General features: G+C 35.2%; 26 protein-coding genes. 5 read left to right on the top strand and 21 right to left on the bottom strand.

Translation table 11 applies throughout. The features are described 5' to 3' along the window. Nucleotides 1-18: 18 nt before the first annotated feature. From OQ477_RS06310 to OQ477_RS06340, 7 genes are all read right to left on the bottom strand, one after another. Complete coding sequence (locus OQ477_RS06310) at nt 19-735, bottom strand: metallophosphoesterase family protein (RefSeq protein WP_265971807.1); 717 nt, start codon at nt 733-735, stop codon at nt 19-21. 38 nt (nt 736-773) lie between these two features. Continuing rightward, entirely contained in the window at nt 774-2,516 is a 1,743-nt protein-coding gene (locus tag OQ477_RS06315; RefSeq protein ID WP_265971808.1) for a right-handed parallel beta-helix repeat-containing protein, read from the bottom strand. Continuing rightward, complete coding sequence (locus tag OQ477_RS06320; protein ID WP_265971809.1) at nt 2,513-3,334, bottom strand: poly-gamma-glutamate hydrolase family protein; 822 nt, start codon at nt 3,332-3,334, stop codon at nt 2,513-2,515. Before OQ477_RS06320 ends, OQ477_RS06315 begins: the two co-directional genes overlap by 4 nt. A 110-nt stretch (nt 3,335-3,444) precedes the next feature. After that, nucleotides 3,445-3,663, bottom strand: coding sequence for a hypothetical protein (locus OQ477_RS06325; RefSeq protein ID WP_265971810.1), 219 nt, complete (start codon nt 3,661-3,663; stop codon nt 3,445-3,447). A gap of 74 nt (nt 3,664-3,737) precedes the next feature. After that, the gene (locus OQ477_RS06330; RefSeq protein WP_220007225.1) at nt 3,738-4,133 is read right to left on the bottom strand and encodes a YopX family protein; all 396 of its coding nucleotides are present in this window, start codon (nt 4,131-4,133) and stop codon (nt 3,738-3,740) included. Further along, nucleotides 4,130-4,477, bottom strand: a complete 348-nt coding sequence (locus OQ477_RS06335; RefSeq protein ID WP_174747193.1) for a hypothetical protein — start codon at nt 4,475-4,477, stop codon at nt 4,130-4,132. The genes OQ477_RS06330 and OQ477_RS06335 overlap by 4 nt, the downstream gene beginning before the upstream one ends. A gap of 14 nt (nt 4,478-4,491) precedes the next feature. After that, nucleotides 4,492-4,710, bottom strand: coding sequence for a hypothetical protein (locus tag OQ477_RS06340; protein WP_174747194.1), 219 nt, complete (start codon nt 4,708-4,710; stop codon nt 4,492-4,494). 72 nt (nt 4,711-4,782) lie between these two features. On the opposite strand from OQ477_RS06340, the gene OQ477_RS06345 reads away from it, so the two are divergent. Next, entirely contained in the window at nt 4,783-5,457 is a 675-nt protein-coding gene (locus tag OQ477_RS06345) for an SOS response-associated peptidase (protein WP_265971811.1), read from the top strand. Between the two features lie 69 nt (nt 5,458-5,526). After that, nucleotides 5,527-6,339, top strand: coding sequence for an RNA ligase family protein (locus tag OQ477_RS06350; RefSeq protein WP_265971812.1), 813 nt, complete (start codon nt 5,527-5,529; stop codon nt 6,337-6,339). 111 nt (nt 6,340-6,450) lie between these two features. Here the strand turns inward: OQ477_RS06350 and OQ477_RS06355 are convergent, their stop codons facing one another. Continuing rightward, nucleotides 6,451-6,816 carry a hypothetical protein gene (locus OQ477_RS06355; RefSeq protein ID WP_265971813.1) on the bottom strand — a complete coding sequence of 122 codons (366 nt, stop codon included), beginning with the start codon at nt 6,814-6,816 and terminating at the stop codon, nt 6,451-6,453. Between the two features lie 665 nt (nt 6,817-7,481). On the opposite strand from OQ477_RS06355, the gene OQ477_RS21025 reads away from it, so the two are divergent. Further along, nucleotides 7,482-7,634 carry a hypothetical protein gene (locus tag OQ477_RS21025; protein ID WP_372712310.1) on the top strand — a complete coding sequence of 51 codons (153 nt, stop codon included), beginning with the start codon at nt 7,482-7,484 and terminating at the stop codon, nt 7,632-7,634. Nucleotides 7,635-7,778: 144 nt separating this feature from the next. Here the strand turns inward: OQ477_RS21025 and OQ477_RS06360 are convergent, their stop codons facing one another. Both OQ477_RS06360 and OQ477_RS06365 read right to left on the bottom strand, forming a co-directional pair. Continuing rightward, a complete protein-coding gene (locus tag OQ477_RS06360; RefSeq protein WP_265971814.1) occupies nt 7,779-8,048 on the bottom strand; it encodes a hypothetical protein in 270 nt (89 codons plus the stop codon). 36 nt (nt 8,049-8,084) lie between these two features. Next, the gene (locus OQ477_RS06365; RefSeq protein ID WP_265971815.1) at nt 8,085-8,600 is read right to left on the bottom strand and encodes a hypothetical protein; all 516 of its coding nucleotides are present in this window, start codon (nt 8,598-8,600) and stop codon (nt 8,085-8,087) included. A gap of 119 nt (nt 8,601-8,719) precedes the next feature. Between OQ477_RS06365 and OQ477_RS06370 the strand changes: the two genes are divergently transcribed. After that, nucleotides 8,720-9,094: a YoqO family protein gene (locus tag OQ477_RS06370; protein WP_265971816.1), complete on the top strand. Its 375-nt coding sequence runs from the start codon at nt 8,720-8,722 to the stop codon at nt 9,092-9,094. A gap of 13 nt (nt 9,095-9,107) precedes the next feature. Here OQ477_RS06370 and OQ477_RS06375 read toward each other — a convergent pair whose 3' ends face one another. The 9 genes from OQ477_RS06375 to OQ477_RS06415 form a co-directional block, all read right to left on the bottom strand. Next, complete coding sequence (locus tag OQ477_RS06375) at nt 9,108-9,323, bottom strand: hypothetical protein (RefSeq protein WP_041915563.1); 216 nt, start codon at nt 9,321-9,323, stop codon at nt 9,108-9,110. Nucleotides 9,324-9,473: 150 nt separating this feature from the next. After that, a complete protein-coding gene (locus OQ477_RS06380) occupies nt 9,474-9,662 on the bottom strand; it encodes a hypothetical protein (RefSeq protein WP_014471981.1) in 189 nt (62 codons plus the stop codon). Between the two features lie 82 nt (nt 9,663-9,744). Next, the gene (locus OQ477_RS06385) at nt 9,745-11,157 is read right to left on the bottom strand and encodes an SEFIR domain-containing protein (RefSeq protein WP_265971817.1); all 1,413 of its coding nucleotides are present in this window, start codon (nt 11,155-11,157) and stop codon (nt 9,745-9,747) included. A 92-nt stretch (nt 11,158-11,249) separates the two neighbouring features. After that, the gene (locus OQ477_RS06390) at nt 11,250-11,681 is read right to left on the bottom strand and encodes a hypothetical protein (protein ID WP_265971818.1); all 432 of its coding nucleotides are present in this window, start codon (nt 11,679-11,681) and stop codon (nt 11,250-11,252) included. A gap of 118 nt (nt 11,682-11,799) precedes the next feature. Next, nucleotides 11,800-11,928 carry a hypothetical protein gene (locus OQ477_RS06395; RefSeq protein ID WP_265971819.1) on the bottom strand — a complete coding sequence of 43 codons (129 nt, stop codon included), beginning with the start codon at nt 11,926-11,928 and terminating at the stop codon, nt 11,800-11,802. Next, the gene (locus tag OQ477_RS06400; RefSeq protein WP_265971820.1) at nt 11,925-12,305 is read right to left on the bottom strand and encodes a hypothetical protein; all 381 of its coding nucleotides are present in this window, start codon (nt 12,303-12,305) and stop codon (nt 11,925-11,927) included. Before OQ477_RS06400 ends, OQ477_RS06395 begins: the two co-directional genes overlap by 4 nt. A gap of 30 nt (nt 12,306-12,335) precedes the next feature. After that, entirely contained in the window at nt 12,336-12,560 is a 225-nt protein-coding gene (locus OQ477_RS06405) for a hypothetical protein (protein ID WP_265971821.1), read from the bottom strand. A gap of 108 nt (nt 12,561-12,668) precedes the next feature. Further along, a complete protein-coding gene (locus OQ477_RS06410) occupies nt 12,669-12,914 on the bottom strand; it encodes a hypothetical protein (RefSeq protein WP_265971822.1) in 246 nt (81 codons plus the stop codon). A 74-nt stretch (nt 12,915-12,988) separates the two neighbouring features. After that, complete coding sequence (locus tag OQ477_RS06415) at nt 12,989-13,288, bottom strand: hypothetical protein (protein ID WP_020954129.1); 300 nt, start codon at nt 13,286-13,288, stop codon at nt 12,989-12,991. 165 nt (nt 13,289-13,453) lie between these two features. Here OQ477_RS06415 and OQ477_RS06420 point away from each other — a divergent pair, with 165 nt between their 5' ends. Further along, nucleotides 13,454-13,675: a helix-turn-helix domain-containing protein gene (locus tag OQ477_RS06420; RefSeq protein WP_265971823.1), complete on the top strand. Its 222-nt coding sequence runs from the start codon at nt 13,454-13,456 to the stop codon at nt 13,673-13,675. A gap of 220 nt (nt 13,676-13,895) precedes the next feature. Here the strand turns inward: OQ477_RS06420 and OQ477_RS06425 are convergent, their stop codons facing one another. Beyond that, nucleotides 13,896-14,879: an integrase gene (locus OQ477_RS06425; RefSeq protein ID WP_265971824.1), complete on the bottom strand. Its 984-nt coding sequence runs from the start codon at nt 14,877-14,879 to the stop codon at nt 13,896-13,898. Nucleotides 14,880-14,899: 20 nt separating this feature from the next. Then, nucleotides 14,900-16,249 carry a DNA sulfur modification protein DndB gene (locus OQ477_RS06430; protein WP_265971825.1) on the bottom strand — a complete coding sequence of 450 codons (1,350 nt, stop codon included), beginning with the start codon at nt 16,247-16,249 and terminating at the stop codon, nt 14,900-14,902. Nucleotides 16,250-16,254: the final 5 nt, after the last annotated feature.

A 16,254-nucleotide genomic window follows, 5' to 3' on the forward strand; every position in this document is an offset into this window, starting at 1 on the left:
CCATCTCCCTTGTTCAGACTATACGCTAATTGTGTTTAAAATTTTTCCGTTTTTATCTATGACAATGCCATTTAATTGACCACCAAAAACAGCTCCACCATCAATTGCTATGTTCGTTCCACAATTACTGATCCAAACATTATTATTTGTTTGACTGTTATGCATAAATTGAGTGGGAGTATGTCCAAACACAATGTGTTTATTTGTTTCGTTTTTGTGATTCCAATGACCTCTTGTCCAAAGAAAATCTTTCACATCTCCTTGTTTCCAGTCGGATATGAAAGGATTGATACCGGCATGAACAAAAAGGACATTCCCGAATTCTTGAAACAATGGCAGGTCTCTAATAAATTCAATCTCATTTGTTTTAAGGGACATTTTATGTGCTTTAACTTCATAACTGTGAAAATATGTATCAGCTTCTTCAATAAAGCTCTCGTATGTTTTATTTCCACCATTATTGAAGTACCAGGAGCCTGTTCCATAATCCCTTTCCTGTAAAAACATCATTAGCATATCTTCATGGTTGCCTTTTAAAACCACTACTTGCTCGCCATAATCTTGTCTAAGCTGCATAGCTTTCTGAACAACTTTGAGTGAATCATTGCCCCTATCAATTAAATCGCCCATAATAATTAAATTCATTGAATCAGGATCCCAATGTTGTAGTAACTCAATAAACTTTTCATACTCTCCATGAATATCGCTTACAGCAAATGTTGTTTCATACTTCAATAAACCATCTCCTAATCTTGTTAAAACTACAGTTTTATTTAGACCACAATATCTCCTTCTGCAGTCTTTAGTGTTCCACTATTATATGTGTTCTGAACTAAGGTTGTGTTCTTTGCTTTTTCTGTGTAAAAAGGATGGGATAGCAGCCTTCCTCCAATTACATAAACATCGTTCCTGACGAGACGTACCTTGTCTGTATTCTCCAAATAAACGCCGTATCCTTGGTCTACTGAACGATTAAACATTATCTCATTATCCTTTAAAATGTGTTCTGAACCACCAGTCAGTTGAATAGCGATCAATGATTTACAGAAATAAATCTGATTCTCATTGATCTGGCAACTATACTTCTCAGGTGTACCTTTAATTGCAACATTCCTAGGCTCATGAATTTCATTTCGTTGTAGTGAGACAGAAGAGTCCTTGTCCCAAAAGATGCCGTATCCACTCCCACTTAACAACAAATCATTTCCCTTTAAACGAACTGACTGAGATCTTTCGCAATATATTCCACCATACACATTAGCAAATTCATTATTAACAAGACTGATTCGGCTAGAATCCATTATCTTTGCAGCATATGATGAGCTCGTTCCTTTTCCTTTGGTATTCACAACCTTAATATCATTTGAGTTTCTAACCTGGACTTGAACACAATCACTGTTTTCTATCCTGTTGTCCGTAATTAAAAAGTCCTCTGCTTGATGTGTTGCAATAGGACATGCTTTTATATTTTCAAAAGTATTATTTGATACTGTTCCACCCTTTCCTCTTACACAAATGCCCACTTCAAAGCCACTTATCGTATTGCCATCAATTTGAACTCTGTTTCCCGACTCCGTACTTGAAACGCCTACAGAGTCAATCCCATATGTCTTAATTTCATTTTCATTGATGATCTTGTTATTTTTGATACTGACATCCGTGCTATATCCATAGGAAATAACATGGTCACTGTAGTTTCCTTCAATAATTACCTTGCCGCTTGTGTGCGCTGTAACGGATCCACGTCCATTGTTTTTAAACCTGCAGTTTCGCACAGTTAATTTATACGGGTGATCATATTTAATTCCGTTTTCTCCAAAGCCCTCTAAATCAATGCCTAATTGTGGCCCAATTGTATCTCCCCCAGCTTCTTCTATATCACAGTCATCGACAAGAAGACCTTCACAACCATTGGTAGCCATATTATTTCTTCTCCCTCTTAAAAGCGTACACTTTCGAACAGTTACATTCTTTGAAGGTGTATATGTTCCTGAAGTGTTCATCATTCCTTCAGCTGCTATCCAAATGTTATCTCCAATACAATCAGAGACTTGCACATTTTCAATTAATACATTGCTGCTACCATGAACATGGATGCCATAGCCCCATTCATGAGTTCTTTGAATTGCATTGATTTTAGAGTAATCATGCTCATATCGATCCCCTATAATTTGACCGCCACGAATCGTAACATTGCTCACTTGGCCAATATAAAAACAGGAGTAGCCTTGTGAATCATTAGGTAACACTTTAAAAATTGCCTCTGGATGCAGTATCAACTCAATATTTGACGGTACATTAATACCTCCTCCAAATTCAGGCAACCGCTTTGACGTATTCACAGCATCGATCAAATAGATACCTTTTGGAATATGTACTTTATAAAATGATTTAGAGCTTGCGTACTCTAAAGCTCGGTTTAATCCTTCTGTTGTATCAATTGCATTTGACCCTTTATCATCAATTCCCCAATCCTGAGCATCAACAAAATAGTATAAGGGCTGTTGCATGTTCATGTTGTCAAACCCTTCCCTTCTACATTTTCATTGAGAAACCCTGATAGAGTGTCAATGAAGTTATAAAAGGTCTCATTTCTTGTGCCATAGCGTCCTTTTAAAGAAAAGGTGTTAAACATTGATTTACGCAATCCAGTGCTCAATTCTAGTTGAATGCTCTTTCCTGTTTTATTTTTATTAGCTACATTGTTCGGACTGCTACCGGATAACCTCGTCCCTTCATCAAGAAGCTCTGCAGAGTAACCGGCATTATTTAATGTGCTTGTTATCGCTTCAGCTTTGTCCCGATCTGTGCCACCAACTAGAACCTGTTGGTCATTACTTGCATAACCGTGAAGTGACAGAGTGAACTCATGTTCCTTCAACAATTCAAGTGCTTGTGGTTCATCAAAATTTGTACTGGTTAAATGTAAATCAAATGCTCCTGGTGTCTTTAAAGCTTCAAAAAGATATGTAGAGTATTTTTCGCTTAATTCCTTTGCAAGCTCGCTTGTTCCCCCTTCTATACCACCTCCATGGGGAGCAAGAATTAATACATCAGTGTCTTGCTCTTTTGAGAACACGCTAAAATTGAACGGTGATTCATTCGCTTTAAGCTCTTCAAAGTTCCGATACTTGTCCGCTGCTAAAATACTCACTGGATTCAGGAATGAAACCAGAGCAGTCACCAATACTGGAAAAGTCTTCTTACCTGTGATATACTTTAATAGCTTCGTAGTGATACGATGCATGCAGAGTTGGGGACGCGTCCCAATGCTAACCCTCTCTGCCTCTTCAATCTTTTTTAACAAATCCTCTATTCTGTTTTTAATCTTCAATTAAATAAACACTCCTTTTGTTTTTATTCTTAAACACTTTAGATTACTGAAATGAGTTACATCTCAATCACCTCCTTTAAGTTAAAAAATACTTTTAACGCACACTATCTTTAAAAATTGGTTTTAAATTTATTGCATGCCAATTCATAATATTTTAAATACTGCTGATGATTAGCTTTATTTAATAAGGATATGAACTCATCTCCATATTGTTTTCTAGCTGAGGAATGTCTAAGATCAGCAATGTTTATTTCTTGTGTTTTTACACTATGAATAAACTGTTTTACTTGATTAATCAATCTTTTGGGAACTGTTCCGTCTTCAATCATTAATTCAAGCTCTATCAAAGTACGATTTGTTCTATCTATATTGCTTCACTCCATTCCTCTATAAAATATCGTTTTTATTTAGACTCCAAAAGCTCTGGATTTTGATAGACTGTTCCGAGAAATTCAGAATCTGCCCCGCAATCGCCAAGAGACTCATAATGACCGTTAGTATATTCTCCGTAAAATGCGGCTAAATCATTGTCGTAAACAACCTTAAATATTCTCCCCAAAGCGTCTTTTCGAATGTCTCCCTCCCAAATCTCCTGCCCGGCCTCACTTTTGTCCTTTAATCCGGTGTATTGCCCGACTGTTTCTGATCTCACACTGTAAGCAAATGGAACCCCAGCTTTATTAGAGATATAAGAACCAGGATCAATACCCATGCTTTTGATTCTTTGCTTAATGATTGATAGGTTGCCGTAATACCATTCTCCATTAATGCTCATTCCTCGAAACTTAATTTCTCTCATTCTTCCGCCTCCATTTTTAATCTATTTTCATCCTTATAAATCTCTGTTTTATCAAATTTCTTTCTTAGAAATTCATATTTCTTGAGCGTACGTTCATTCTGATCTTCTTCCTTTAACTCTTCCATTGCCTTACGGATTAACGGTCTCCAAATGATCAAGTATTTTAGAATAAAAGAACATGGTATTCCAATACTTACAACAAACATTCCAATTCTTCGTGTTATCATCCTCTGATTGTCTATGGCTGTTAAACCACCGAATAGAAAATATACAAACAAATTCATACCTACTAACGCTAAAGCTCCAAGAAGAAGTTCTCTTCTTAATATCCGCGCATCTCTCAATAAATTCAGAAATATCACCCTAAACTTATTTTATTTTTATCAAATAAATCAATTATGTAGGCTTCATACAGCTCATCCCAATAAGGATCTGTTCTTGCTATGTATTTCTTGGCTTTCCCATTTTCCTCAATCTTAAATGTTTGTCCCTTTTGGATATCCGTGAACTTCTTCTTTGTCCATATACCTCTAATCAACACTTCAACTTCTTTTACCTCAACTGTTTGCAGGTGCATCACATTCCTCCTTTTTGATTTTCGTGTATCAAGCCGGTACAATATTCAAAAAAACCCTAAAGGATGATGAACATGTGTGGCAGGTTCACTTTATTTTCTGAGTTTGACGACATCATTGAACAGTTCAATATAGATCAATTTTTGTCTGAAGACGAATACCATCCAAGTTATAATGTAGCTCCTTCACAGAACATCCTGACAATCATTAATGATGGATCAAACAACCGTCTGGGTAAGCTAAGATGGGGTCTTATCCCTCCTTGGGCTAAAGATGAAAAGATCGGCTATAAAATGATCAATGCTCGAGCTGAAACATTGGCCGAGAAACCTAGCTTCAGAAAACCGCTTGTTAGCAAACGTTGCATCATCCCTGCGGACAGTTTTTATGAATGGAAACGACTCGATCCGAAGACTAAGATTCCTATGCGGATTAAGCTTAAATCATCCAATCTCTTTGCATTTGCCGGCTTATATGAAAAGTGGAAAACCCCAGAAGGCAATCCGTTGTATACTTGCACAATCATCACGACAAAGCCCAATGAGCTTATGGAAGACATTCATGATCGGATGCCGGTTATTCTTACTGATGAGAATGAAAAGGAATGGTTAAATCCCAAAAACACCGATCCTGATTATCTTCAAAGTCTTCTGCTACCGTATGACTCTGATGACATGGAAACTTATCAAGTTTCATCCTTGGTTAACTCTCCTAAAAACAACTCACGGGAACTGATTGAATCCCATTAAGTACCACAGTCATTTTGCTTTATATATCACCTTCGCTTAGCTATTATGTTCTAAGTAGGAGGTGATATTTTGTTTGTATCGCCAATGTTATTGCATTCAATCAAAGAACCATTTGATGACGATGGTTATATTACCGAGCTGAAGTTTGATGGAATTAGACTGATCCTCTCCAAGTTTAATGATCAGATAAAGCTTTACACTCGTCACAACAATGAGGTAACAAGCAAGTTCCCAGAACTGTTGGATCTTGATATACCTAATGGAACTGTTTTAGACGGTGAAATCATTGTAACTGCCCCAGGCGGCGCCCCTGATTTTGAAGCTGTAATGGAACGCTTTATGTCTAAGAAATCAGCTCATAAGGTGGTTTACTGTGTATTCGATGTAGTTTATATTGACGGACATTCAGTCGCTAATAAGCCACTCACTGAACGCAAGAGCATGCTTTCAGACTTAAACCTTGACCACGATAATGTCTTTGTGATCGAAGGCCTGCAAGGAAACGGATTAGCTTACTTCAATCTGGCCAAAGAAAAGCATCTTGAAGGAATCGTACTAAAGAAAGCTAACTCCCCCTATGAAATTAATAAACGTTCCCATAGCTGGCTGAAAGTGATTAATTATGATTACACAGATGTGCTTATCACTGGCTACACCAAAGAGGATATAAAATTTCTTCTGTCTTATCCTGATGGTACTGCAGCTGGATTTATGGAATTCATGCCGAATGCAGAACGAAGTAAGTTCCACTCTATGAAACATGTAAAGTCTGAAACTGACGAATATGTATTTGTAGAACCTGTCTTATGTAAGGTTAAGCACAGATTTAAGACTAGGCATGGTAAACTCCGCATACCTTCCTTTGAATCCTGGAGAGTCTAATCTCTCCGTTACATAATTCCTTAGCTCAAAGTTAATTAATCTCAATGAAAACTTAGTACAAGGATCAATTAGTTTGAAATTTATTTGCTGTTGAATAATATCTTTAGTGATTTAATTGTTCACATCTTTTATAAATTCAAATTGCCCTTTTTTATCTAATTTTAAAAACAAATCAATCCGATCCTGTGAACTGCTTTTCCCTCTAACTTCGCTCATTTTCGCTCGAAACATTTCTTCTGCAGATACTCCATGAGCATTAGCGATCCAATAAATATCGTTTAACAGTTTGTGTGCATTATTATTAGACCAACTTGTATATGGGAACCGGGTTGGAATTGCTGTAGTTTCATCATCTGGAGCTGCTACCGTGTATGGTAAAGACCTGTCAAAGATTTCAGTGTGATAGTCATACCACAACCAGAGCATGTCAGCAGTATTATTTATGCAATATCCTAAGTACTCTCGTTGAAAATTCATCTGTTCTCTCCTTTTAAATAAAATAACTATTTTATTTTGATCCCATAATAATCACCAAATATTTTAGCCTACAAAATCATTTAGAATATTCTCATTTATTCTCCTCCTCCCATCTCCATGTCCGCTATGAGAACTACTTCCGCATAACCCGAGGGAAACGACTAATGCTGTTATAAACGACGACAATATAAGGGGAAGCAAAAATACTGCCAAGCCGGTATAGTTACCCGACTCAAACGTTATAAGCTGTGTGATCGAATATGCGAAAAAGAAAACATATGCCCCGTACGTAATCCAAAACCGCAATTATTCACCCTCCAATCGTTTTAATGCTTCATTGTTTTCGTATATAGTTTCGTTAATCAATACTCTACGAGCTTTCTCCTTCGTAGTTATCCGGAATGTACAGTCGTCCCTCCCATACATCTCGCAATAAACAACGTAATCGCGGAATAGGTCGTTCATATACTCGATGTCGCCGCATCCGTACAACTTACCGTTCAGAAAGCACGCATATATTTGCCCCATATGCTCCACCTCAATTTTCTTCATGTTTTTTTCAATTCTTTTTGATTTTCATATTGCTTTTCACTCTTTTATTAATAGAGGCATGTCTTACGCATGTCATCTAAGAGAGATAGGACATTCTTGGGAGGTGAAAGGTAATGAAATTTCTAATGGATCTATTCACAAATTGGACTTTTGATAAAGTCATGGATTACATGCTAGCTGCTGTAATTTGGTTTGTATTCAAGTCCAAGACAAAGCAGAATGAGTATCCCGATGACTTTGAGGAAAGAAGGCGTTATAGAGATTGATATTCTCTCTATGATCGATATCTATATGGTTACTGCTTTAGATAGCGATCTTCTAGGAGTTTAATTTAAATTCAACACCCAAAAAGTCACATAGCTCTTCCTTAAAATCCGGTTCTCCAAATGTTCCATTCAACAACCTGTGTTCTAAAACATGAGAGTAACCTCTTCAGGTTCCCACTGATCTTCTAAACCGTGGCATGAACAGTGGGAACCATTAACCTCGAACAATTTCCCTTCCTCTTCAAATAGAACCGAAGCGTGCCCTTCACAAATGTCACCATCATAAGAGGCAAACAGAATGTTTACATCAGTTTCTTTTTCTTCAAAGTCTGACAAAACGTCAACCTTTTCTTTTCCTTCCCATTCGTTCAGGAGTACTGATTTTTGATTAATGATTTCTTCAAATTTTTTCATTGTTACTCCCCCCATTTTCACTTTGAAAACTATCTTTTAATTAGATATCGTTATTGAACTCCAATCAAACGTTTCGAGAATTTTAAGCAGCCGCTCTACTTTCGGTGGCCTCCATGCTGTCATTGCGTAAGTATGAGCTTCTGAAGTGTAGTGATGCCTATTTAATTTGATATGAGCCTTCGCTTCTGCTTTGGTCAAAAACATTGTATCCGGCCGTACAATATGAACCTTTCTTTCTGGAATTAATTCTGCTTCTTCATCAATGTATTTTTGAATCCACTCAATAGGATCATCAAAGTCATCCTTTTTCAACTCTGTTAAAGCTTCCTTAGAGAGCTCACTATCTTCTTTTAAATCTTCTAAATAATCATCTAAAACATATGCTTCTGCAATATATGGCAGGTATACAGAATACCGTTCTGCGTTTTCTTCTCGAACTTCGACCCATTCATAATCGCCAACTGTCCAGAAACGCGGTGCAGCTTGACAGTCGCTGTCTTGATTTTTCAACTCTTGCTGAAGTTCTTTTAAAAACTGAATATCTTGATTCATTCGCTTCCTCCTATCTGTTTAAAATCACGATTTTAATTTAACTTTAATGTTTATTGCCTTGAGAAAATCTCCTTTAATTGGTAAACTCATACCTAACTTACATACGAGTGGGTGATTCCTTGAATAAAACAATCGGTATTACTGGATTAATCATCAGTATAGTAGTGCAATCATTTTCGGCCGATGATTCGCTATCCCACAAGATTGCTACGGGTTTGTTATTTTTATCAATAATGATTTATAATTTTGAACATGCTAAAGATTATTCTAAAAAGTCACTTGTAATTTTAGGAGTTTCCTTTATTGTTTTTATGCTAGGGATTTATAAACTCCTCTCTTTTGCCAGCGATTACTTTGAAGAGCTTAATATGAATTTTGGATACATCCTCTTATTTGAAATAGCATTGATTATTGCATTAGTGTCGATTGCAGTAAACGTAATGAAGTATATTGCGAATCGGTTAAGGAAATCACCTAATGGTAAAGAGCTTTGACTCTTTGCCTTTTTTAAGCTAAATACTTCTTCTTATGTGGTCTTCTATGTACAAAATCAAATGCTATATCAACCTTTACCGGTTCCTTCTTCTCTGCTACTCGTTCCGTAACAACAATCAGTTGTCCATTTTCCTGGCGTTCAATGCTATGGACTGAATATCCTTTACCAGCGTAATATTCACCAATAATCTCATCAACGTGGTTGCTAAGCAGATTCCTCTTTATCACCCTTATAACCTCCATTTATTTTATTTTTACTCTTTAAATATTTATATGTATTCCATCCGCAGCCATCAAATATGCTTATATCCGCTCCAAGATGCCATTTAAACCAAACTAAGTTAAACCAGACTGTATCAATTATGTATTTGATGTATCCTATGCTAACGACACCCTTTCAACTAACTTATCTTTATCAATATCTTTCTTAAGCATATCCTCAATTTCCTCCAATTTATTAACCACTTCAAATGTAAATTCATCATCATTTGTATAGCGAATCTGATCACTTGCTTTCTTTACAAGCTCAAGTGCAACTTGTCTTGGGTCTTTATAATTTTCACTCAAACTCCCACCTCATTTCATTGAAATAATCCTTTTATTTAAATCTGACTTGAGTATTTTAGGGAGAACCATTCTCCCCTAATACTCAATTTTTAGTTCCTATTTCCTCTACGTTAATATAGTGAGTTGGATTAGAAAGTCTTCTAAAACCATATTTAATATTATTTTCAAAATTCCTTAGTAAATCTTTCATTTCTTCAATATCTTTAGCATTAAATAAATATTTGACTTTTTCAGCAAATCTTTGAGATTTCAACCTTTGTAAAAATCTAATGTTTTCATTTTCCTTGTAAATAAAAGTTATAGGAAACCAATCATAAATAGTATCCCTTAGCTCTAAGAAATAATATAGAAGTATGTCTGCATTAACTAGCTCCTGTCGATGTTTTCCTGCTCTTTCAATAAGGATTTCCGCTTGCAAATTTATTTTTTGCAACCCGAGTCTTGAATTTCTATTTTCAAGGGATTGCAAATGTTGTCTAAAAACAGTTAAATCAATATCTCTTCCTGAATAAGGTGGAACATCAATATTATAGTCAGCATCTAATAGTTCAGCTATAATAGCGTAGCAATCATATTTAATTAGATACAAAAATGTATATAAGACAATTTCATGAATTAAGAATTTTATATGGTCAAATTGGAGAGGATAAAAACTACCGGCTTTTAATGGTTTTGTATAAGTAAACATTTTTTCGAAAAAGTCTATTAAATATTCAGCTTTTAATTTATCTGCTTCTATTAGAATTTCTATATACTGAATAAAGTCATCTTTTAGAGGCATTGATTTGTCTATCCCTTTTCTAACTTCATCATCCAGATTTTCTGGATCCTCAATTGTAAAAAGCAATGATTCAACTGATTCTAAAAAGTCATCTTGAAACTTAATAGCCATTACTTTTAACCTCTCAGGATTTCTTTCTAAGGCATTACGCATTTGTTTAATAATATGGCTGGTTTTAAAATGATTTACTTCCTCTTTAAATAAATATAAAGGTAATTCACCTAGCGGTGGCTTTTTATACTTCGGTGCTTTCATTATATTTCTTAGTAATGTTTCATAGTTTTCTTCAAAAGTTTCTTCTTTAGATAGGTCAATATAAATTCTGTTCTTTACGTAAGCAGGAATGAAAGCATTTCCTTCTTTGTCTCGTTCTGCAACAATAGGGATGAATTTTTCCTGATTAGTATCCGAATAAACATTTGGGGTAATTATTTGCGTTTCATCCCCCACTCCACCTGTCCTTTTATCAGCTTTAATTTGATATCCAGAATCACATATGATTAATACTCTGTCTATTTCTTCAGAAGTAACCATACTCTCCATAAATGCATATTTATCTTGTCCTTCTTTTAAATCCCACTTATCAAGAACAACCTCAATACCATTCCCCTCAGATAATCGTATTGCTAAATCTAAAACCCATTCTTCATGTTCTGGAGAAGTCCAACAGTATGATATAAACACTTTAGGTCTTCTTATGGTTTTATTATTCATATATTTCTCTCCTTTGTATTTAATTGTCTTTCCTAAAGTTTATATCGTTTTAATTCTCTATACAAGAAGACTCTTTAAAATGCATCTTTTAATCACTTCTGTGCAGCATAGCGTTCAAAGAATTCTTCAACTGATCTCAGGTATCGGTATTTATTTGTATCTTCCGGATCCCTAAATCTTTTCGATAGCACCAATGACCAGTTGAACATCAATGGGGAGAACCGTGCCCATTTGCTGAAACTTAACTGAAGACCCTTCCATTCTCTCCCTGCTAATTCTGCTAATTCCAGAATTTGATCTTCTTTTAAATTCACTTCGTCTTCAAACATCACTTGAATTTCTTCGTATGGTTTATGCCCAAAACAACAGTGGCGTGTTTTTAATCCAATCTTGAAATTTAAAATATCAATTAAATTAATCAGTTGTGTATCAAGTTCATCATAGGGAATGTCATTTGTAATGGATTTTTCTCTTTGTCCTGCTTTCACATTATTCCTTAATAATAGGTTAGACCTCTTACTCACTCCGCACCCTCCAATACTTCACCCGGAATCATAGTCCCGCACTCCTGGCATTCGTAAATGTCCATATGCCATAGTTCTAATTCACTTTCGCCGCAGCTAGGGCAAATAATATCTTCCATCACTCCGCGCCCTCCTCGTTTTTCATAACGGATTTAACCTCCTCCATAATTTCTTTTATCTCCTCTTTTCTGAACCCGTGCATAGCCAGCAGGACATAAGCCCCTAATTTGTCATTAGCGTTCATCACTCCGCAGCCCCCTCCAATGCTTCAACTTTATCTTCCAATTCCTCTATCTTGTCCTCTAAATTGCTGTTTTCAAGTTCTAAATCTCTTATTTCTTCTTCCTGTCCCTCGACTTTTGATTTTAGTTCTTGGTTCTCCGCCTGCAGCAACTTAATATCTTCCTGCGCCTGCCGAAACTGATTGACCGCGATTTCCTGCTGGCGTTGGTGTTCCTCGATAGTAGCCTGCTGCTTTTTCATAAAGCCGATCATTATGTCTTTGACATAACTTTGTTCGATGATGTAGCAAGGCCCAGCGTTTAAATTAAATGGCTTTAGCTCTTCTTCAGACGCTAGATGCCATAATGACAAGTCACTTTTAATTTCTTGTAATTTGTCCATACTCTTCCCCCTTACCCCTCTCGATAAAACTTACATTTTATTTTTACTCTTAAAATATTCATGTTGACTTACAACATCTCGAAGTATGTATTGTATTTCCTCTAAATTGTCTTTAACAAAATCCAAGTCTCCAATTGCCATTCTTATTTCATCATTCTCTATGCTGCGTAAAGACTTTTCACATGATGCTAAGAGCTTTGCATATTTTCTTAAAACCATAGTTCTTATTTGATTGTTAGTTGGTTCATTAATCAATAATTAAAGCTATCTCCTTTCCTGATTCTAATTCGATTATATAACCTCAACCATAAGTTGTAAATAATTATTTTATTTTTACTCTAAATAATTTTTAAAAAAGCAGCTTTACTCATACTGTAAAGCTACTGTCTTCATAAACGTCTTCATGCCGTCCAGTTTCCAAAGAGTTTCATTTATTTTATCTCTAAATTCTAAAACTGAAGCATGATCCATTCTAATCCTCAAACAATCCCCATTGTTTTTAAAGATAATGTCTATGTAGTACTCTCCACTTTGTATGTTCTTAGAACCAACGCTCATGGAAACTGATCTCATAATGTCTTTCAGGTCAATTTCAAGATTAAAATCCATTGTATACTCCAGTCTGACTAAAAAGTCACCAATTTTTTATGTCTCATGATGACTGACAAGATGTGTATGTATTTTTACTTCGATGATAACAATTGTGAAGATTTATAATCCTCATTTTCAAACGAATCGTCTATTTCTTCGGCATAAGAGGTTGTTAATTCAGCATCCTCTGTACACATGATATCTACATCAAATAGTGCCTCATATTTTTCATGATCTTTTTGAAGAAACCCCATTTTTCCTGTTTTATTTCTCAATTTCTTTTTAATTGATTGATATGCGAACAAAAGTGCTTCCTCTTCATTCTTGGCTTTTATTCTGCCGAAAAAAGGTATGCACAGCTCCCCTTGAATGAAATAATCCTTTTCTGACATACGTTTCCCTCTCTCTGGTAGTAATTAACCGAACTTACGTTCCCTTTTTTGTTGACTTAATTATAACCTTTTACCTAGTTAGTGGCAAATCTTTTTTCTTTCATTTAAAAACTTGGAAAGAATTGATATAGTATGATAAGCAATACTATAACAGGAGGTTGTCCGATGCTTGAGGTTGAAATCGGACAATGTTTGATATCCATTCTCCTGGAACGTAGAGGAATGTCCCTAGGGCAACTTTCAAACCTAACAGGCATCAGCAAGCAAAGGTTAAGTGATTACGCTAATGGCGTTAGACCTTCTATGAATATAAAAACAGCGAAAATCATTGCACTTGCCCTTAACTGTTCGATTGAAGACCTCTATGAATGGAAGATCAAACATTGACTTAATCGCTAGGGAGTTTGACCTAGCGAACCTCCTCGTACCCTTTTTAGTGTATAGAACTATTTTACTGCATATGTACAAATTTGTCTCTGTCTAACTTTGTCGAATTCTGAAAAATATGAACAAAATCCTGATATTTTTCTAAAAATATCACGAGTTAATTCACATTGTTTTTATTTTTACTCTAAAAGTTATGTAAAGTTAATCCCTGTAACAGGGATTAAGAATTAGTCTCAATTACTTCAGACTTGATACAATATTTTTCTAAGTTCTCCATATTCACTACTTTCCGCAGTGATTGTGAATTAAACTCTGCGTCTTCATTCAGGAACCCGTATTGTCGAGTTATTTTTTTATAATCAGGTACTTTTAATTCACCCTTCTCTTTGTATATCTTATACGCCATGTTGAGCTTTCCTGAGTTGATAAGATTCTTAGGTGAAAAGAAGGGTTCTTCTAAAAATTTTTGAAACTGACTAAAAGAACGGTGAACTAAAAATTTGTCAGCTTTCATACTCTGATTAGAACTCTTATATTTTAGCCTGAAAATATTTTTGCTTTTAACTAATGCAGCAAATTTGTTTTTAAGTCCACTATCTGGCGAACCATTGCTAAGATGATATGTTGTTTGGTCATTAGCACGCTTAAGCAGCTCATAACATTTATCGCTTATAGTAATTATTCTTACACCATGTTTATCATCTACCAGCTTTACCTTGTTATCATCAAGTAAATCGTCACCTGTTAAATTCAGTAACTCTGAATGCTGATAACCATCTATGCCTTCATAAATAGCCTGTATCATGGCCTTATCCTGATAATTAACCATAAAATCAACATACTCTTCTACTTCTTTATTGGTGAATAGTGTTTTTTTGTTTTTGTCTATAAACTGCTTTAAGTCACCATCCTGTATCTGATACACTTTGTTAATGTTACTGTTTGCCAAGCCATTTTCCATTGCCCAGGTTGTGTATTGTCCGATTACAGCTCTTGCTCCTCTTAGTGAATCTATAGATTTGCTATCTAAATCTAAAAATAACGTACGCAGCTCTTCCAAAGAAAAATTAAATATGTCTTTTTGAAGTATTTTTTCTGTGGCTGAAAAATCTTTTAGCCTTAAGCGGTAAAGGTTTCTTGTTACTTCGCTTTCATATTTCTCTAAAAACTTTTCCTTCAATTCAGCATTATACATTTCACTCATAATAAATTCTCCTTTAGGCTTTAAACAACAGCAATTTCATCATAAAATATTCTCTTTAGTTTCTTCTTCATAGCAGTCTTCAGTTGATTTTCATTATTTCGTCTTCCTAATTCTTCAAACACTCTTCCACTCTTACTAAAGTCAATTGTATTAACGATACCCTTAAGCCTGTCTAGTTCTACATTATTTTCCTTCATCTTCTTTGCCAAATAAACATAACCGTAAAACATTACGTTATGATTAATGTATGATTGCTTTCTAATGAACGATAAATCATCTTCTAGAAATTCATCTGGGAAGGCATAAAAAAGGTTATCAAAAAAGTCAACGAGGTATTTTGAAATTTTTAATGCATCTTTTCGAGATTTCAATTCAAAAGCATCATCTATAGCTTCGGATAAAGTATAATATGTCACAAGGAAATTGCTATCGATACCAATTTCACTTTGTGGGCTTATTTTATTTTTTAGTTCACTTTTAAATTTCAGCTGCTCGACCACGGTTGAAGAATACCGTTTTTGTCCTAATTCTTCAATTCTGGATTTTTCAACTGGGTTTATTGTATTCATTTGAGCAAAGTGAACCTTAGCCTTTTCTTCATCGTAATTCAGCACATTTAAAATGAATGGCTGATCTAGTTCAGGGACTTCAGCAATGGCCTTAACAATACCTGAAATTCTATGATACCCATCTAGAGCATCTAATAAGGTTCCTCGTGTTACAGTGAGGGTTTGATCGCTTGGATCATATTCAACTTCTTCATCGCCATCAGATGTCCCAAGACGAGCGTTAAAAGTTAACATTGATACAATTAAATCGCCTTTGATAAACAATTCTTTTATCTCATCAACTGATTTAGGGTTTGTTTTAGGTACAGGAATAAGGCTGCCCTTAATGTACTTTCCTTCACGCTGAGTGTTGTAATTGTACTGCAGGATGGAGCTATTATATAACTCACTCAGTTCTTTGGCAGTAATGGAAGTGACATAGTTATCCTCTTTAATTTTAATCACATTTTTAAACTTGTATGGGAGCTTAACTACTTCTTCACCGGCGAATACTCTCCCACCTTCAAGCTCTTTTGCCAATCTGGTTGGAAAATAATTTGACGGATCTAAGGCTTGCGTCCCAAGAATTGAATACATCTCTTTTGAAACAATGTACACTTCTTTTTCGTTTAAACGCTGTACGTTGTTATCATTATTATTTAAAATTTCTTGGATATAACCAGGGAGTGCCTTGTATTTGTCCGCCATTGTGGCTTTTAATTCCTTCACCATATTGGGATCATTTTTAATATCAATAAGATTTTTCTCTATTTCAGTTTTTAACTTATAAAGTTTATCCGTTGTCAACAAAACTTCAGACACATTAT

It is taken from the genome of Bacillus sp. ChL18, assembly GCF_026241425.1.
Classification (GTDB): domain Bacteria; phylum Bacillota; class Bacilli; order Bacillales; family Bacillaceae; genus Bacillus; species Bacillus velezensis.